Origin of the sequence: Marinobacter sp. M5B (assembly GCF_042604615.1) — a bacterium.
Lineage (GTDB): Bacteria > Pseudomonadota > Gammaproteobacteria > Pseudomonadales > Oleiphilaceae > Marinobacter > Marinobacter salarius.
In genome coordinates this window covers 671,161-685,534 of sequence record NZ_CP156894.1, presented here as the reverse complement: position 1 = coordinate 685,534, position 14,374 = coordinate 671,161, and the positions used below count along the sequence as shown (strand labels likewise).

Here is a 14,374-nt window from a genome sequence, read left to right as displayed (position 1 = left end):
CACATGATCATAATCATTCCAGATGACTACCAGTCGGCGGTGCCGACACTGAACTGTTTCCAGAAACTCCAAGGGCACGACGTACGGGTGTACCAGGACACTCTGAAGTCTGTTGACGAGCTAGCGGAGCGGTTTGCTGAGGCCGAGGCGCTTGTGCTGATTCGCGAGCGAACCTCCATTACAGAAGAGCTCCTGACCCGTCTGCCGAACCTTCGCCTGATCAGCCAGACCGGCGGCGGCATCGCTCACATCGATCTCAATGCTTGTGAGCGCCGGGGGGTCACTGTAACCGCAGGGGCCGGCTCGCCAACAGCGCCAGCGGAGCTGACCTGGGGCTTGGTCCTGTCCGCTATGAAGTATATTCCCGAACAGGTCGAGAACATGCGGTCCGGACACTGGCAGACCCGGCTGGGAGCCAACCTGCATGGGCGGACGCTGGGGATCTTCGGATATGGAAAAATAGGCAGTATGGTTGCCGAGTACGGCCGGGCCTTTGGCATGCGCGTCCTGATTTGGGGGCGCGAAGGTTCGATCAGCCGGGCTAGGGAAAACGGTTTCGATACAACCGCCAGGAAGTCCTCACTGTTCGAACAATCCGACGTGCTCTGCCTGCATCTGCGCCTGACCGGCGAGACTCGAGGATTGGTTACTAAAGCCGACCTTGCCGGCATGAAGCCGACCTCGCTTCTGGTGAACACCAGTCGGGCAGAGCTGATCGAGCCGGGTGCTCTCGTTGAAGGGTTGAAAGCCGGCCGACCGGGTTTTGCCGCAGTGGATGTCTATGAAGACGAGCCGGTGACGGACCATCCCCTCCTGCATCTCGACAATGCGCTCTGCACCCCGCACATCGGTTATGTCGAACGTGATCACTACGAGTCGTACTTCGGCACCGCTTTTGATCAGGTTCTTGCTTTTGCGGCAGGCCGGCCACTGGGCGTCATCAGGGGCCCGGTGGCTACCTAAACGTTTTTCTACACCGAATCATCACAAAATCTATAAGGAGTGGGTACATGATTATCGATTGTCACGGCCACTACACGACAGCGCCCCAAGCGCTGGCGGACTGGCGCAAGCGCCAGATCGACAGCCTTTCCAATCCAGCTCTGGCGCCCTCCCCCGGAGAGCTCGTGATTAGTGACGACGAGCTGCGGGAGAGTGTTCTCAACGCACAGATCCGCATCCAGCAGGAGCGCGGGACAGATGTCACTATTTTCTCGCCACGCGCCAGCTTCATGGCACATCATATCGGCGACGCGAATACCAGCGAGACTTGGGCATCAATCTGCAATACCCTGATTCACCGCGTCACTACGCTGTTTCCGAACAACTTCATTGGCGCCTGTATGCTACCGCAGTCCCCAGGCGTGCCTCCGGAAAACTGCATTTCGGAACTTGAGCGCTGTATTGAAGAATACGGATTTGTCGGAGCGAATCTCAACCCGGACCCGTCGGGCGGCTCCTGGAAAGAACCACCGTTAACTGACCGCTGGTGGTATCCGCTCTACGAGAAATTGGTGGAGCTTGATGTTCCCGCCATGGTGCACGTTAGCACGAGCTGTCGCAGCTGCTTTCACACCACCGGCGACCACTACCTGAATGCGGACACCACCGCATTCATGCAGCTCCTAAAGGGCGACTTGTTCAAGGACTTTCCTACGCTGAAGTTCATCATTCCGCACGGCGGCGGTGCCGCGCCCTATCATTGGGGGAGGTTCCGGGGTATGGCCCAGGATATGAAGCTTCCGAAGCTGGAAGACAAGCTGCTGAATAATGTTTTCTTCGATACATGCGTCTACCACCAACCCGGCATCGATCTGCTGACCCGTGTTATCCCGGTGGACAACATCCTGTTCGGTTCTGAAATGGTCGGCGCCGTGCGGGGCATCGACCCGGAGACCGGGCACTACTTTGATGATACGAGGCGCTACGTAGACGACGTAAGCGGCCTTACCGCAGAGGAGCGACAGAAAATATTCGAAGGCAATGCACTCCGGGTCTATCCCCGGCTTGCGGCGGCACTGGAGAAGCGAGCATGACCGAGTTAGGTGTAGTTTACCAGTCAATCGAACGCGCCGACCCAGCCGCTGTCGAGCGACTGTCCCGCCTGGGTGTGGCAACAATACACGAAGCACAGGGGCGACTGGGACACATGCGGCCTTACCTGCGCCCCATTTACAAAGGTGCCCGAACCTGCGGCACGGCGGTGACTGTGCTGGCCCATCCCGGCGACAACTGGATGATGCATGTAGTTGCAGAGGTTGCCCAACCCGGCGACGTCGTGGTCGTGGGACTAACCTCTGACAATACCGACGGAATGTTCGGCGACTTATTGGCGACTTCATTCATGGCCCAGGGCATCAAGGGGTTGATTATAGACGCAGGTGTGCGGGACATCTCTGATCTTGAACAGATGGGCTTCCCTGTTTGGTCACGAGCTATTTCACAAAAAGGCACCATCAAAGAGACCATCGGGTCAGTAAATATTCCGGTGGTCTGCGGTGGCTGTCTGGTTCACCCCGGGGATGTAGTCATTGCCGACGCCGACGGTGTCGTGGTGGTACCTTCGGCTCAAGCCAGCAAAGTCGCTGACATGGCGGAAACGCGGGAGGCCAAAGAACAACACAAGCGCGAGCGCCTCGCGGCGGGAGAGTTAGGGTTGGACATGTACAGCATGCGAGACCGTCTCGCTGAGGCAGGTCTCCGTTATATCAATCAAAAACAGCAGGAGCAGGAACAGTGAAAACCATCAAACCTTACGATGAGAATCCAGTCAACCCAGCCTATAAAATGCCCGCGGGCGCCTGCGATTCCCATTGCCATGTTTTCGGCCCGGCCAACCACTTTCCCTATTCGCCAGTCAGCACCTATACGCCCAAGGATGCCGGATTCGAGACCCTGCGAGCCCTCCACGATCATCTGGGAATCGAACGGGCAGTCATAGTACAGGCAAGCTGCCACGGCACCGACAACCGCGCCATGATGGATGCAATCGCCCGTAGCAACGGCCGATACCGTGGCGTCGGCATGGTCGGCGGCGACGTTACGGATGCGGAGCTTGAAGCCTTACACCTGGGCGGGGTCCGCGGCATAAGATACAACTTTGTCGCCCACCTCGGTGGCGCACCAGATCCCGATGTCTTCGATCGCATGGTCAACAGGGTGAAGGGCCTGGGCTGGCACGTCGTACTGCACCTCGATGCCCAGGATATCCCGTACTACCTGCCTCTGCTGAACTCCCTGCCGATTCCGTTCATTATCGATCACATGGGCCGGGCAAAAGTTGCCGACGGAATCAAGCAGCCGCCCTTTCAGGAGCTGCTAGCATTGATGCGCAACAACGAGAGGTCCTGGGTAAAGATATCCGGTGCCGAGCGCATCTCCAAAGCCGGGCGACCATTCGCAGACGCCATTCCGTTCGCCAGCGCTTTGATTAAAGCCGCGCCGGACCGGGTGTTGTGGGGCACTGACTTCCCCCACCCTAACATCAGTGGAGACATGCCCAACGATGGCGAACTGGTGGATCTATTCGCCCGGTTCACGGATAACGACGACCTGCGCACCCGCATACTCGTAGACAATCCTGAACGTCTCTACTGGGCTGATTAAGCCAACGCTTCAACATCGAGCGAAAGCAGCCTAATCCGAAAAGCCGAGATGTCCATCCATCAAATCTCGGCGCCTTTTCAGACGACGCGTACTAAGGAAGGTCGTCCCCGAACCGCTCTAACAGTAAAGCGCTCAACACCTGCAGCTTCGTAGAGCGCTGTTATACCTTTGGGTAGATAAGTCAGATACCGTGCGCGATATTGTGTCCGCATTGTTGCCAGATCGCTACGGGCCCGCAGCGGATCCAGGTAGTAGTCCTGAAGCTGAGCAAATCCTGGGTCTGTCTTCACGGCGTCCAGCAATGCCGGAACGGAGTTGGAGCGCCAGTTGCGTGTGAATTTTAACTCCTCTCGCTCGCCGTTTTCGCTGAACACTCTGCAGGAATTGGGGCCGAGTAGACAGTTGTGATCCACCAGTTCAGCCAAGGTGTGAGGCATACCGCAAGTTCCAGGTAACCGGGACTGGCACACGGGTATTCCCGCCAAGCACGGAGTCTTCGTAACAGCAAAGACGAATCTTTTAGGAGCCCATGTAAACAGCCAAGTTATAGCCTTTGCTGAACAGGCCGGCATTCTAAATGCTATGCATATTGGCCAAGGAAGGGCGAATGCCATACAGCAAAACAGATCACTCCGTGCCCGCTTATGTAACAGGCGATCACGACACGGTTCCATCTTCGTTCCTGGATGCCACCCAGCCAAGAGGTCAAATACGCCAAAACGGTGGGTCATCATCAAACGTAATGTCATCGTCTTCGTGAACTTTCTTACCTTTTAAGGAGGCGGATTTGTCGCACTCTCAGCTTGCTTTACTGCTAGGAATGACCGTAGCCCTAGGGCCTTTAGCGCTTGATGCTTATCTACCAGCATTCCCAACTATTGCAAACGACCTAGGGGTCTCTCATAGTGACCTCGCGCTGACGCTTAGCGCATATGTAGGTACCTTAGGATTAGCGCAACTGGTCGGTGGCCCACTATCCGATCGCTATGGCCGGGGCCCCATTTTGCTCGTAGGCTTGACGGTTTTCGCTGCTTCAGCCGTGATGATTTCAAAGGCTGATTCGCTCGGGAGTCTGGTGCTTTGGCGTATTGCTCAAGGTATCGGTGGTGCATTCTGTGCCGTTTCGGTACCAGCGATTGTCCGGGACCAAGTCGGCGGTCAGGAGGCAGCGAGATTGTTTGGACTGATCGGTCTCACCATGTTTATCGCACCAGCTGCAGCACCATTCTTGGGGGCATTGGTACTGATTATAGGGAACTGGCACGACATTTTCCTGCTCTTGGCAGGCTATGCCATTTTACTTGCATTTGCGCTGCGATTTGCGCTGTTTCCCCGGCTGCAACGAAGGCCACCTGTAAACACTCCGATTCATACTATGATTACCAATTACCTGCGGGTCCTCCGGCATCAAGCGACAATGCGATTTGTCGGCATTCAGGCCCTATGTTTCAGTACTCTGTTACTGTTCATAACCCATTCCTCGTTCATTTATCAAGAATGGTACGGCCTTTCAAACGGCATGTTCTCCATCTTATTTGCCGCAAATATTGCCCTGATGGCAATGTTGAATCTGATTAATCGCTGGTTTCTGAGAAAATATGTATCCGTCGAGCTTTTGCGAATTCAGGTGATACTACAGTTTTTGTCACTTGTGGCCCTCGTAACTGTGGTTGGTCTCGGCGGCCCTCTCTGGTTGGTAGCCGCTTGCATCATTCTCGCTGTTGGCTGGCAGGGCGGTATCATTCCTAACAACATGGCAAATGCTCTGGAGTTCTTTCCTCATATCGGCGGAACTGCCGCTGCCTTGTTGGGTGCTTCACAGTACACCATTGCTGGCGGCATCAGTGCCCTGTCCACAACATTTGGTGGCGACACCCTGGTACCGATAGTAGTTAGTATGTTGATATGCTCAGCCTGTGCAATGGCCCTGGTCCTAGGGGCACCGCAAGCGGTAGCTGCTGAAAAGGGCACGGTGGTTTAAGTCCTCAGGAAGCACTGATTAATCAACGAACGACAGCGCATATTGGCAAACCAGAGGAATGCGGCCTGAGAAGCAGTGCATTGTCTCGTTCATTGGCAACATGCCGCCAACGCGGACGTCCCTCATGCCGAATCAGATTAACCGCTTCATCTTGTGCCAACTGGATTTTGGCCTTGATTTACTGATCGGTGCTTTGCGTTTCCCGACGCTGGCCAACGATATTGTTCAGGGATAACCACCTCGCCATCGTTGATCGAAAAACCACTCCATGCACCAGGCGAACTTGCTGAAACTGAAACTTTTAGTGCATTAAAGGTCAACGGACCTCACCCTTTTTGTTCTGACACTCGGCTTCGGAGAAGTTTATCTGATCCATGGCGACACCGAATCATATGCGGTTGGCGATGGCCATATCATCGCTGGCTTTTAGACTCATTCAGAGCCTCCTCAACTCCTATATTTACAGACCAGAATTCGATCCGATTACCTTCCGGATCGTGAATATGAATGACCCTTGCGCCCCAAGAATGATATTTTATAGGTGAGGGAGAAAGACCTACCTCATTCAAGTATATATGTGCAGCTTCGATATCACCTACCTCGAGTGTAATGGTGACTCCTTTACCGTCATTGCTATCAACTGAGGCTCTTGATTCATCTGCAATGCTTATACGAGATACGGCATTTAATTTGAACTCAACAAACCAGTCAAGATAAGTCGTTACCTGCAACCCGATTTGGTCTTTATAAAAGGCGACACATTCCTTCCATTTCCTACAATACAAGATCGTGTTGGATGTTTTTATACGCATTTTGCATTCCACTCTTCGGTGTAACCATAGCACTTTTGTTTAGCGACGTCTTGAAAAAGGTGTCAAGTGAAGGCTCCAGGCTAGGCCGGAGTGCTATTCTAAAAAATATGGACACACTGATTTGTTATTGGACTTATACCTTTGTGGTAGGAATTCCCAGCCTACAATTAGAGCATAGGAGAAATTATCACCAAAAGCCAACGTTATCCCCCGACTTCAAAGACGAAGCGGTCTGACAAATACTAGAGTGATCCGCTGGTCAAAACTTCACTCTAATCAATAGAAACTGAGTAAGTTTCGAAGTTCCACAGAAGATAATGACCCTCACTCACCAGTATTCCATTAAACGGAAGATCGTAACTGTACTCTATAAAATCTTGTCGGATCATTTCACGTATTGAATATGAATCGAGCCCAAGAGGACACGCTCGATACAGCTCTTGCACAAATTTATATAACCCCTTCATGTAAAATAAAATGGGAATAGAAGCGGATAACCTTATGCCATAAACAGTCGGTTTCATTCCGGCTACTATATAATCGTAAAAGGCCTTCTCTGCCCACTCTTTTTCTTCCTCTTTCCTTGCCGAAAACCATGCAGAATTATCCAATATTAACCCCTCTGAAAAGAGTTCTCCATTCCAAAGAGTAAGCCCTCTTACTGAACGTATTTTGTAGTTTTTCATGAATGAAAAATTTGCAGTGTACATATACATTTCCACCTATGCTTCATTATCTTTTAAAGCGAAGGCATTACAGGCTATTGGATCTATTATTCTGCACCACATGAGTTCTTGACGAGCTTATTAAAACTCTGATCCATGTTCCTCGTGACATCCAATCGCAACACATAAAACAGTTTAACGCCGGCCGCCCATAGCGGTATCGAAATATGAGCGATGACCTGACCCATTAGCGAAAATCTCGATGCCCAGGGATAGGCTATGAGTACTGAAACAAAAAAGCCCAAAACAGAAATACTTAAACCCCAACTTGATGCAATCAGTAGGTTTCTCATTCTCAGCTCCTCAATAACAAACCAGTTTTAACTCAATATATTTTAAAAAATAGTGAACAGGAAGGTTTTTACCCGGCAGGAGATGACCTAGGTACATTCCGGATAATTTTCGGGAATAATGTTATGTATTTCTTTAGATTGGCGCCGCTAAGCTGCTTCTAGATATCGACAACGACAGCAGAACGAACCGGTTCGAATCGTTCACTGCATATGCTTGCGTTCACATAAAGCGGTGCCGCCCTCGGCGTCAACTCGCACATACCTCAGCATTCATGGATGTGCCCAAAAAGGTGCGCTTTGAGAGAGAGTTTCTGTACACGTTTCCATAAATCCTCGCATCCAACATTGAGGAATCGTTTCCGACCACACACCATGTCCAACATGCCATGAGGTGGACCATGGGTAATCAAGACATCTGTGTTCTGAGCGATTAGATCCCAGTGTTCGGCGATATCGCTTCCGCGCTCCTTATTAAAGGCCCAATTGAGGTGGGCCGGTGTATAAGGACTTCCCCAGAATCGCAAACCATCCAGCTCGACACCGCTGTCCCGCAGATAGACAGCATTGGTCACAAAGTTTTTCGCCTGTTCTGGTTCTCTCTCGAAACACCAGTCGTGGTTGCCCGCGATGAGGATTTTGTGCGTATGACTCTGACGGCCAAACCAGGCATCAAGCTGCTCCAGTTTCTCCAAAGTGTCGCGTCCAAGAGCATCTCCGGCGTGTATCAGCACATCACCATCAGGAATAGGACGAATGTGTTCATGAAAACCATGCGTATCGGAAATGCACACCAATCTCATAAGCTTCCCTTGTTGTACCAGACTGGCTCATCAGCTCGCGTTAATGAATATCGAATGTGAGGATTCTAGATTTATTTCGATATCCATTGTGGCATGGTTTGCCGGCGAGTCAGGAATCAAACATCCGCCGCTTCCAGATCGTCAGTTCGCAGTAGACAAGCTCAAATCGATTCTGGGTTTCCCGCCGCACAAAGGGGATGTGTTGAGGTTGGTTTATCAGCTCGAACCAGGGCTGCAGTTTCTGCTTGAGTCCTTCGAAGGTAGTCAAGGACTCGCCGTCTTTCTTGAAACCGCCTAACCAGTTTTTTCTCGGTGTCAGACGCTGATCCCAATCGTAGGATGAGGCAATCACAAGGATGCCCCCTTCATGGAGACGCGTGGACATGTCTGTCAGAAACTGCACGGGGTCATGAAGACGATCGATCACGTTCAAGGCCAGTATCAGGTCAAAGCCAACCAACGATGCCCTAAGGTTGGACGCATCGCTCTGGCTGAAGTGAACCCTTGACGCGGTTTCGGCAAGGCTCAGCTCATTCAGATTGGCTTCCCGGTAATCGACCAGGTCGCCTTCAGTAGGGACAACATAGCGGACCTGTCCGGTTTCGGCGATCTGCCAGGCCTTCTGAATGTAATTCGCGGAGAAATCCACGCCCTCCACTGTTTCGAACAGTCGTGCGAGCTCGAAACTGGACCGGCCACACGAACAACCAATGTCTAACGCCCTGCCTCGTCCGTGTACAAAGGGCAGCATCTCTTCAACAACGTTCTGATGAAAGTTGGAAACCCCCAAATAGGTTGGACCGTAGTGAAAATCCAGTTCCTTTGAGATCGCGTTTTCCTGCTCATAAGGCACATATTGCTGTTTCGGCGAAGCGTTCGAGGCTATATACCGGAACCCCGCATGCTGGAAAAAATGCGCTCGGAATGCGTACCGAGATGACAGTCGTGCCTCGTTTCCCGTTGAGATCCAGGACCCGCCTTTCATCAGTATGTGCTGGTTATCAAACGTAGGCGTCGTGAAATCGTCGTACAGCGGGTGGACTTTGAAGCCTTCGAAGGGGTAAGTCGCAGTTTCGGTCCATTGCCAAACGTTGCCCACCACATCAAACCAGGCACCGTGTTGGAACCAGTTGACCGGACAGGAAGACGCCCCATAGTCCAGGTGCAGATTGCTCTTCGCGCGCTCATCCGCGAGCTCCATTACACCGGCCTCATCGACCAGTCGATACCATTCATCTTCCGTTGGCAGGCGAATCGGAGATCCGGTTTTCTCGGACTTCCAAACACAAAAAGCCTTCGCTTCGTGAAAGTTCACCTCGACGGGCCAATCCCATCTCATCGGAACCTCTTCGGTTAACAGACGCAAATGCCACTCACCACGCCAAACCCAAAACGTAGGACGGGAAACGTTCGAAAATTCCCGCCATTGCAGCCCCTCCTCAGACCAATACTTATCGGTGAGGTAGCCGTTATCCTTGAAGAAGTCGAAAAATTCCCGATTGCTGACTAGGTACTTCGATGCCTCGAAGGATTCGACTTCGGCCTCGTGTGTCCCGTATTCGTTGTCCCAGGCGTAATACTCGGCCTGGTTATCAATGCCAAGGGTTACTGTGCCGGCGGACACGGGAAGAAGTTCGTTGGGCGGTGCGCTGCCCGAATATGGCACCGACGACCAGAGAGTGTGCTTTTTCACCCGGGAGAGTTGGTGTTGACGCAGAAGAACCGACGATGTTTCGAGATGAATGCGTTCGTGATCAATCCCCATGAGGATGGGCCAAAAGGCGCTATCCCAATCAATCGGCAATGACATTGGAAGGCTTCGGATGAGGTTGGCGACGATTTTTCGAACCGTTCTCCGATAGGCCATCACTTCCTCCAACGGCGGCCAGTCGTAATGGGATTCATCGAGATCGTCCCAACTCATCTCGTCAACGCCAACGGCAAACATCGATTCAAACTTCGGATTGATCCGTTTTTCAATGGCCTTCGCCAGCAATAATTTATTGATGAAGAATACCGCGGTGTGGCCGAGATAAAAGATCAGTGGGTGTCGCAGAGCAATGGGTCTTTCATAGAACGCCTGTTCGTCTTTTAAAAGGGTGAACAGGGACTCGTACCTATCAAACGTTTCTTGGAATGTATAAAGAATTTCCTTTCGCTTGGTGTCCACTGGCCCTTTTACTAAATTCACAGATCTCGGGAAGAAGTCACCGTTCATTTCGGACTGAATGAAAGCATTAACTTTTGGAGCAACGGAGTCCATCGACACTAACACCTCAAAAAATTTGACAGTAGCTGCCCTTTCGGTGAATGAGCGTCGGACAACTACAAACCGCATTTAGATCTTCAATTGAGCACGAATAGGACAATCACTAACTGGGAGGACGGATAAAATCAGCAAGCAGCTCGACAACGGAATCCGCCATATGGGCGCAACGGGCGCCATCAAATGGATAGACCGTTTCAAACCCACCCTGGATACGCGACTCCAGTAACGACTTAAGATATCGCCTTGCGCGGAACAGGCGTGTTTTGACCGTCATAACGGTAATACCGAGGTCCAATGCGATGTCGGCCAACGCCATCCCTTCTGCCTCTCTGAGAACAAACACAACCCGAAGGTGACTAGGCAGTTCAGATACTGATGCCTCTAACCACTCCCGGAACTGTGCAACCCCGTGCTCGTCTTCAGGGGAACGTTGTCTGCTGCCTGGAAACGCTATGACTGATGCTTCCTGATGAAATTCTTCCGAGACCGAGTCGTATTCTTCGGTCGGATGACGTTTTCTCAATCGCATTCGGGCAGCATTCAAAGCGATCTTAGTGGCCCAGGTTGAGAGTTTCGCATCCCCACGAAATTCGGCAATGCGGGAAAAGGCAATGAGATAGGTTTCCTGGACGATCTCCTCGGCCTCGGCATCGTTATCCATAATGCCTCGGGCGATACGAAACAGACGCGGATTAAGCCTTCTGATCACCTCCCTTACAGCCGTTTCATGCCCCTGTTTTGCCAGTCTTACAAGCTCGTATTCAGAGGTTTGCAAGCCAATGGTGGGCTTGGGTGATAGGGAATCGACAGAAATTTTCATAACAAGACCTTGTCAGCTTTCATTAACAATATCGCGGATCGAAGGGAATTGAGTCGCTACATGCCTACTCACTCCGCCCGCACGCAGAGCGGAACTATCCCAATCCACCATTTCAGGCGTTCCAACGACGATCCGCCCAACCATAGCCGCCATTTCATGCGGCACGCAGTAATAGTCATAAACACCAGGAATCGTCAGCGTCAGACTGAATTTCTGGTTCGGAAGCAAATAACCACTATCGAACGGTTTGGCAGCCTTTGGCATCCGCCGCACCCGATCAAAATACTCTGGGTGATACGCGGTCACCGTATGAGAATTCCCGGGATCCTGATTGACGAAGGTAATTGTTGTGCCTGGATCTACCGCAACCCCCTTCGGACCAAACCAAACCCTTTCGCCTCTGGGTGTGCCTTGCATCTTGATAACAACCTGGTTTTCGCCAGCAGCCTCAGTCACACCACTACTCAGAAGTAATAGCGAGCCCGACAACTTCAGAAATCTACGCCTTGAACAGTTCATAGTCAGATATCCGGCGGGCAGTCCAATCGGCATTTGAGAAACGTCTTACTGATCAGATGCTCTTATTTCAAAAAGGTTACGCGACAAACGTACAAATATTTTGAATTCCTATGGTCATCAACGACCTCTATTCGCAAAACAAGGGGCGTAAGTTTCAGCACCCAGGCTGAGCCAGGGTTGGTCTTGCATGCTTTTCCCGTTTCATTCAAACCCAAGTAAGCGTTCTGCCTGCGATCCCAACCCAGTTCAGCCGTGTTATGCCATAGACCCTCCTTGTGCTCTCAGATAACCAAAAGGGAGACAACTTGTCGCCTATTTGGCCAAACGATCTTTGGCACCCTTGTCGTGGAATAGCACGACGTGAGCATGCGGACTTTCCACGCCGGGATGCCCTGCGTTGTAGTAGATGTCAACAGCCGTCACTTCATGAGATCCGATCGCCAGGTCATCGTAAGCGACACCGTTTTTCAACTCATCAAGGGGCGTCATGTAGACGGTAGCCGACAACTTTCCATCGTGGTCATAGCTCAAGAAAGGACCGGCGGGCAAAGTGTCCGGATCAACGAAAAGTGTCCCCAGGCCCGGCAGGAATGCAGGCAGCGGCAACACATCGCTCACCTGAACATAGGGCCCCTCCGGCGGCATTTGGGCAACCTTGTCTTCGTCATGGGCCAACGCGCCGGCCGCCAGACTCATACCCAACAAACCGATCAGTAACTTTTTCATAGCCATTCCTCGTTCGTGAATAATTAATGTGGCAATGAACCAGATGCAGCTCTGACGGAAAGGTTTCAGGCTTTTTTGTCGATAGTGCCATCAAGGCAATGCATTTAAGTGCCACCCAACGTCCGTACGCTTTCGGTAACCTTTTCCAATTTCGTGCATCTGTCGCTTTAGCCAGCCCTGAATAATCAGGGTTTGGGTGTACTTACGTGCGCCGTTACCGGCCTAATGAAGGAAACGGGATATGAACAGCAATAAGAAACACCTACAGAGTGTAGGCGCCCTGGTGGGCGCAATTGGTATCGCAACATTGGGTGGGTGCAGTGATGGAGGTTCGACACCTTTCGCTGTGCAAAGCGTCAGCCCGGCAGCCGGGGCTGAACTGATTCCAGTTGACACCCAGGTTGCGATCACCTTTAACCGCTCCCTTGAGAGCGCTACTTTTTCGGCCGCCGAGGTTCGCCTTGAATGTGACGAATCGGAGGTCACGTTTGCCGATGTCATCTTCCAAAACAACGCGAGGACCGTTGTTTTAGCCCCAGATACTCTCCTTCCCGAAAACAAGGACTGCGAGGTACAGATTGCTGCGGACGTGGAGGATGCGTCCAATAACGCGCTTGGAAAAGTCTTTGGATGGACGTTTGGGACTACTGCACGCCCGGAAACTCTTGCGCTCGGAAAAGAGATATTCCGCTATGACACCTTTGGAGATGAGCGCTTCTGGACGGATTTACTGGAAATGCACGATGTCATTCAGTCAGCCGTTGATCCGGTCACAGCCCTTTCTGTGGGACTGAAAGTGGATGCTGAAGCACTTCCCGAAGCGGTAGTTGATGGAATCGCCCAAGGAACCATCGATCTGGAATCACCTGAAACCACCGTTGCATTACTCAAGCTGGATGCGGTAGTCGGTGTCAAAGGCACCGTGGAGGAGGTGAACGGCGTGGATACGCTCACCAGGGTCGGTGTGACCTGCGCGTTGTGCCATTCGACCGTGGATGATTCCTTTGCCCCCGGGATTGGCAAACGGCTTGACGGATGGGCCAACCGTGACCTGAACCCGGGGGCCATCATTGCCTTGTCGCCTGCACTTACTCCCGCACAAAAAGACATCTACAATTCCTGGGGACCAGGGATGTACGACGCCAGGTTCAATCAGGACGGCATCAGCAGTCCCCACGTCATCACGCCTGCGTTTGGTCTAAACGGTATTGAAAAGACAACATCCACTGGAGATGGTGACGATATCGCCTATTGGAACCGATACGTCGCTGTCACTCAGATGGGTGGGGAAGGTTCCTTCTACGAGCCGAGAACCGGAGTTAATGTAACCAACGGCACAGAGGACCGTGTAACAGATAAGCTTCCCGCGCTACAGGCTTATCAACTGTCGCTGCTCTCGCCAGAACCTCCCGAAGGTTCGTTTGACCTTGCCGCTGCAGCCCGTGGAGAGGAACTGTTCAATGGCCAGGCTCAATGCTCTTCCTGCCATAGCGGGCCGAAGTTCACAGACGCGAATAGTCGTTTGCATGATCCATCGGAAGTTGTGAGTGAACCCGAGCCCGACGGAGCTCCGGGGTACGCATCGCGAAGTGCAACCAAAATGTACCGTACAGCTCCGCTGGAAGGCATCTGGCAACACCCGCCCTATTTCCATAACGGAATGGCCGCAACGCTTGCCGATGTCGTCACACTCTATAACGACCGAAAATCCCTTGGTCTCGATGAGGATCAGCAGAGCGATCTCGTCGAATATTTGAAGTCCTTATGATGAGCTGAAAGTGAAAGGTGTACTGCGGTTGCTTCGAACAACCGCAGTAAAAACT

Annotated in this window: 14 protein-coding genes; 6 read left to right on the top strand and 8 right to left on the bottom strand. The window is 52.1% G+C overall.

The window, feature by feature from the left end:
• Positions 1-3: 3 nt before the first annotated feature.
• The 4 genes from AAGD24_RS03100 to AAGD24_RS03085 are packed head-to-tail and all read left to right on the top strand — an operon-like array spanning position 4 to position 3,606.
• The gene (locus tag AAGD24_RS03100; RefSeq protein WP_379866523.1) at positions 4-963 is read left to right on the top strand and encodes a D-2-hydroxyacid dehydrogenase family protein; all 960 of its coding nucleotides are present in this window, start codon (positions 4-6) and stop codon (positions 961-963) included.
• A gap of 47 nt (positions 964-1,010) precedes the next feature.
• Positions 1,011-2,036 (top strand): amidohydrolase family protein, encoded by a 1,026-nt coding sequence (locus AAGD24_RS03095; protein WP_379866521.1) that lies wholly within the window; start codon positions 1,011-1,013, stop codon positions 2,034-2,036.
• On the top strand, positions 2,033-2,740 hold the full coding sequence (locus AAGD24_RS03090) for a 4-carboxy-4-hydroxy-2-oxoadipate aldolase/oxaloacetate decarboxylase (protein WP_379866519.1): 708 nt from the start codon (positions 2,033-2,035) through the stop codon (positions 2,738-2,740). Before AAGD24_RS03095 ends, AAGD24_RS03090 begins: the two co-directional genes overlap by 4 nt.
• Complete coding sequence (locus AAGD24_RS03085; RefSeq protein WP_379866517.1) at positions 2,737-3,606, top strand: amidohydrolase family protein; 870 nt, start codon at positions 2,737-2,739, stop codon at positions 3,604-3,606. Before AAGD24_RS03090 ends, AAGD24_RS03085 begins: the two co-directional genes overlap by 4 nt.
• 77 nt (positions 3,607-3,683) lie before the next feature.
• Here AAGD24_RS03085 and AAGD24_RS03080 read toward each other — a convergent pair whose 3' ends face one another.
• A complete protein-coding gene (locus tag AAGD24_RS03080) occupies positions 3,684-4,043 on the bottom strand; it encodes a hypothetical protein (RefSeq protein ID WP_379866516.1) in 360 nt (119 codons plus the stop codon).
• Between the two features lie 350 nt (positions 4,044-4,393).
• Between AAGD24_RS03080 and AAGD24_RS03075 the strand changes: the two genes are divergently transcribed.
• Positions 4,394-5,587, top strand: coding sequence for a multidrug effflux MFS transporter (locus AAGD24_RS03075; RefSeq protein WP_379866514.1), 1,194 nt, complete (start codon positions 4,394-4,396; stop codon positions 5,585-5,587).
• Between the two features lie 413 nt (positions 5,588-6,000).
• Here AAGD24_RS03075 and AAGD24_RS03070 read toward each other — a convergent pair whose 3' ends face one another.
• The 7 genes from AAGD24_RS03070 to AAGD24_RS03040 all read right to left on the bottom strand — a co-directional run bounded on the left by AAGD24_RS03070 (position 6,001) and on the right by AAGD24_RS03040 (position 12,551).
• Entirely contained in the window at positions 6,001-6,399 is a 399-nt protein-coding gene (locus AAGD24_RS03070) for a VOC family protein (protein WP_379866512.1), read from the bottom strand.
• A 272-nt stretch (positions 6,400-6,671) separates the two neighbouring features.
• Positions 6,672-7,109 carry a hypothetical protein gene (locus AAGD24_RS03065; protein WP_379866510.1) on the bottom strand — a complete coding sequence of 146 codons (438 nt, stop codon included), beginning with the start codon at positions 7,107-7,109 and terminating at the stop codon, positions 6,672-6,674.
• Between the two features lie 571 nt (positions 7,110-7,680).
• A complete protein-coding gene (locus tag AAGD24_RS03060; RefSeq protein WP_379866508.1) occupies positions 7,681-8,217 on the bottom strand; it encodes a metallophosphatase domain-containing protein in 537 nt (178 codons plus the stop codon).
• Positions 8,218-8,326: 109 nt separating this feature from the next.
• On the bottom strand, positions 8,327-10,555 hold the full coding sequence (gene ovoA, locus AAGD24_RS03055) for a 5-histidylcysteine sulfoxide synthase (RefSeq protein ID WP_379866506.1): 2,229 nt from the start codon (positions 10,553-10,555) through the stop codon (positions 8,327-8,329).
• A gap of 34 nt (positions 10,556-10,589) precedes the next feature.
• Positions 10,590-11,306, bottom strand: coding sequence for an RNA polymerase sigma factor (locus tag AAGD24_RS03050; protein WP_379866504.1), 717 nt, complete (start codon positions 11,304-11,306; stop codon positions 10,590-10,592).
• Between the two features lie 12 nt (positions 11,307-11,318).
• Positions 11,319-11,762: a plastocyanin/azurin family copper-binding protein gene (locus AAGD24_RS03045; protein WP_379866502.1), complete on the bottom strand. Its 444-nt coding sequence runs from the start codon at positions 11,760-11,762 to the stop codon at positions 11,319-11,321.
• A 375-nt stretch (positions 11,763-12,137) separates the two neighbouring features.
• Positions 12,138-12,551, bottom strand: coding sequence for a hypothetical protein (locus AAGD24_RS03040; RefSeq protein ID WP_379866500.1), 414 nt, complete (start codon positions 12,549-12,551; stop codon positions 12,138-12,140).
• 241 nt (positions 12,552-12,792) lie between these two features.
• Here AAGD24_RS03040 and AAGD24_RS03035 point away from each other — a divergent pair, with 241 nt between their 5' ends.
• Positions 12,793-14,319, top strand: coding sequence for an Ig-like domain-containing protein (locus AAGD24_RS03035; RefSeq protein WP_379866498.1), 1,527 nt, complete (start codon positions 12,793-12,795; stop codon positions 14,317-14,319).
• Positions 14,320-14,374: the final 55 nt, after the last annotated feature.

Coding starts and splice junctions, on each gene's coding strand:
- AAGD24_RS03100 (WP_379866523.1), top strand. CDS start 4: ATGATCATAATCATTCCAGATGACTACCAGTCGGCGGTGCCGACACTG.
- AAGD24_RS03095 (WP_379866521.1), top strand. CDS start 1,011: ATGATTATCGATTGTCACGGCCACTACACGACAGCGCCCCAAGCGCTG.
- AAGD24_RS03090 (WP_379866519.1), top strand. CDS start 2,033: ATGACCGAGTTAGGTGTAGTTTACCAGTCAATCGAACGCGCCGACCCA.
- AAGD24_RS03080 (WP_379866516.1), bottom strand. CDS start 4,043: ATGCCTCACACCTTGGCTGAACTGGTGGATCACAACTGTCTACTCGGC.
- AAGD24_RS03070 (WP_379866512.1), bottom strand. CDS start 6,399: ATGCGTATAAAAACATCCAACACGATCTTGTATTGTAGGAAATGGAAG.
- AAGD24_RS03065 (WP_379866510.1), bottom strand. CDS start 7,109: ATGTACACTGCAAATTTTTCATTCATGAAAAACTACAAAATACGTTCA.
- AAGD24_RS03060 (WP_379866508.1), bottom strand. CDS start 8,217: ATGAGATTGGTGTGCATTTCCGATACGCATGGTTTTCATGAACACATT.
- ovoA (WP_379866506.1), bottom strand. CDS start 10,555: ATGCGGTTTGTAGTTGTCCGACGCTCATTCACCGAAAGGGCAGCTACT.
- AAGD24_RS03050 (WP_379866504.1), bottom strand. CDS start 11,306: ATGAAAATTTCTGTCGATTCCCTATCACCCAAGCCCACCATTGGCTTG.
- AAGD24_RS03040 (WP_379866500.1), bottom strand. CDS start 12,551: ATGAAAAAGTTACTGATCGGTTTGTTGGGTATGAGTCTGGCGGCCGGC.
- AAGD24_RS03035 (WP_379866498.1), top strand. CDS start 12,793: ATGAACAGCAATAAGAAACACCTACAGAGTGTAGGCGCCCTGGTGGGC.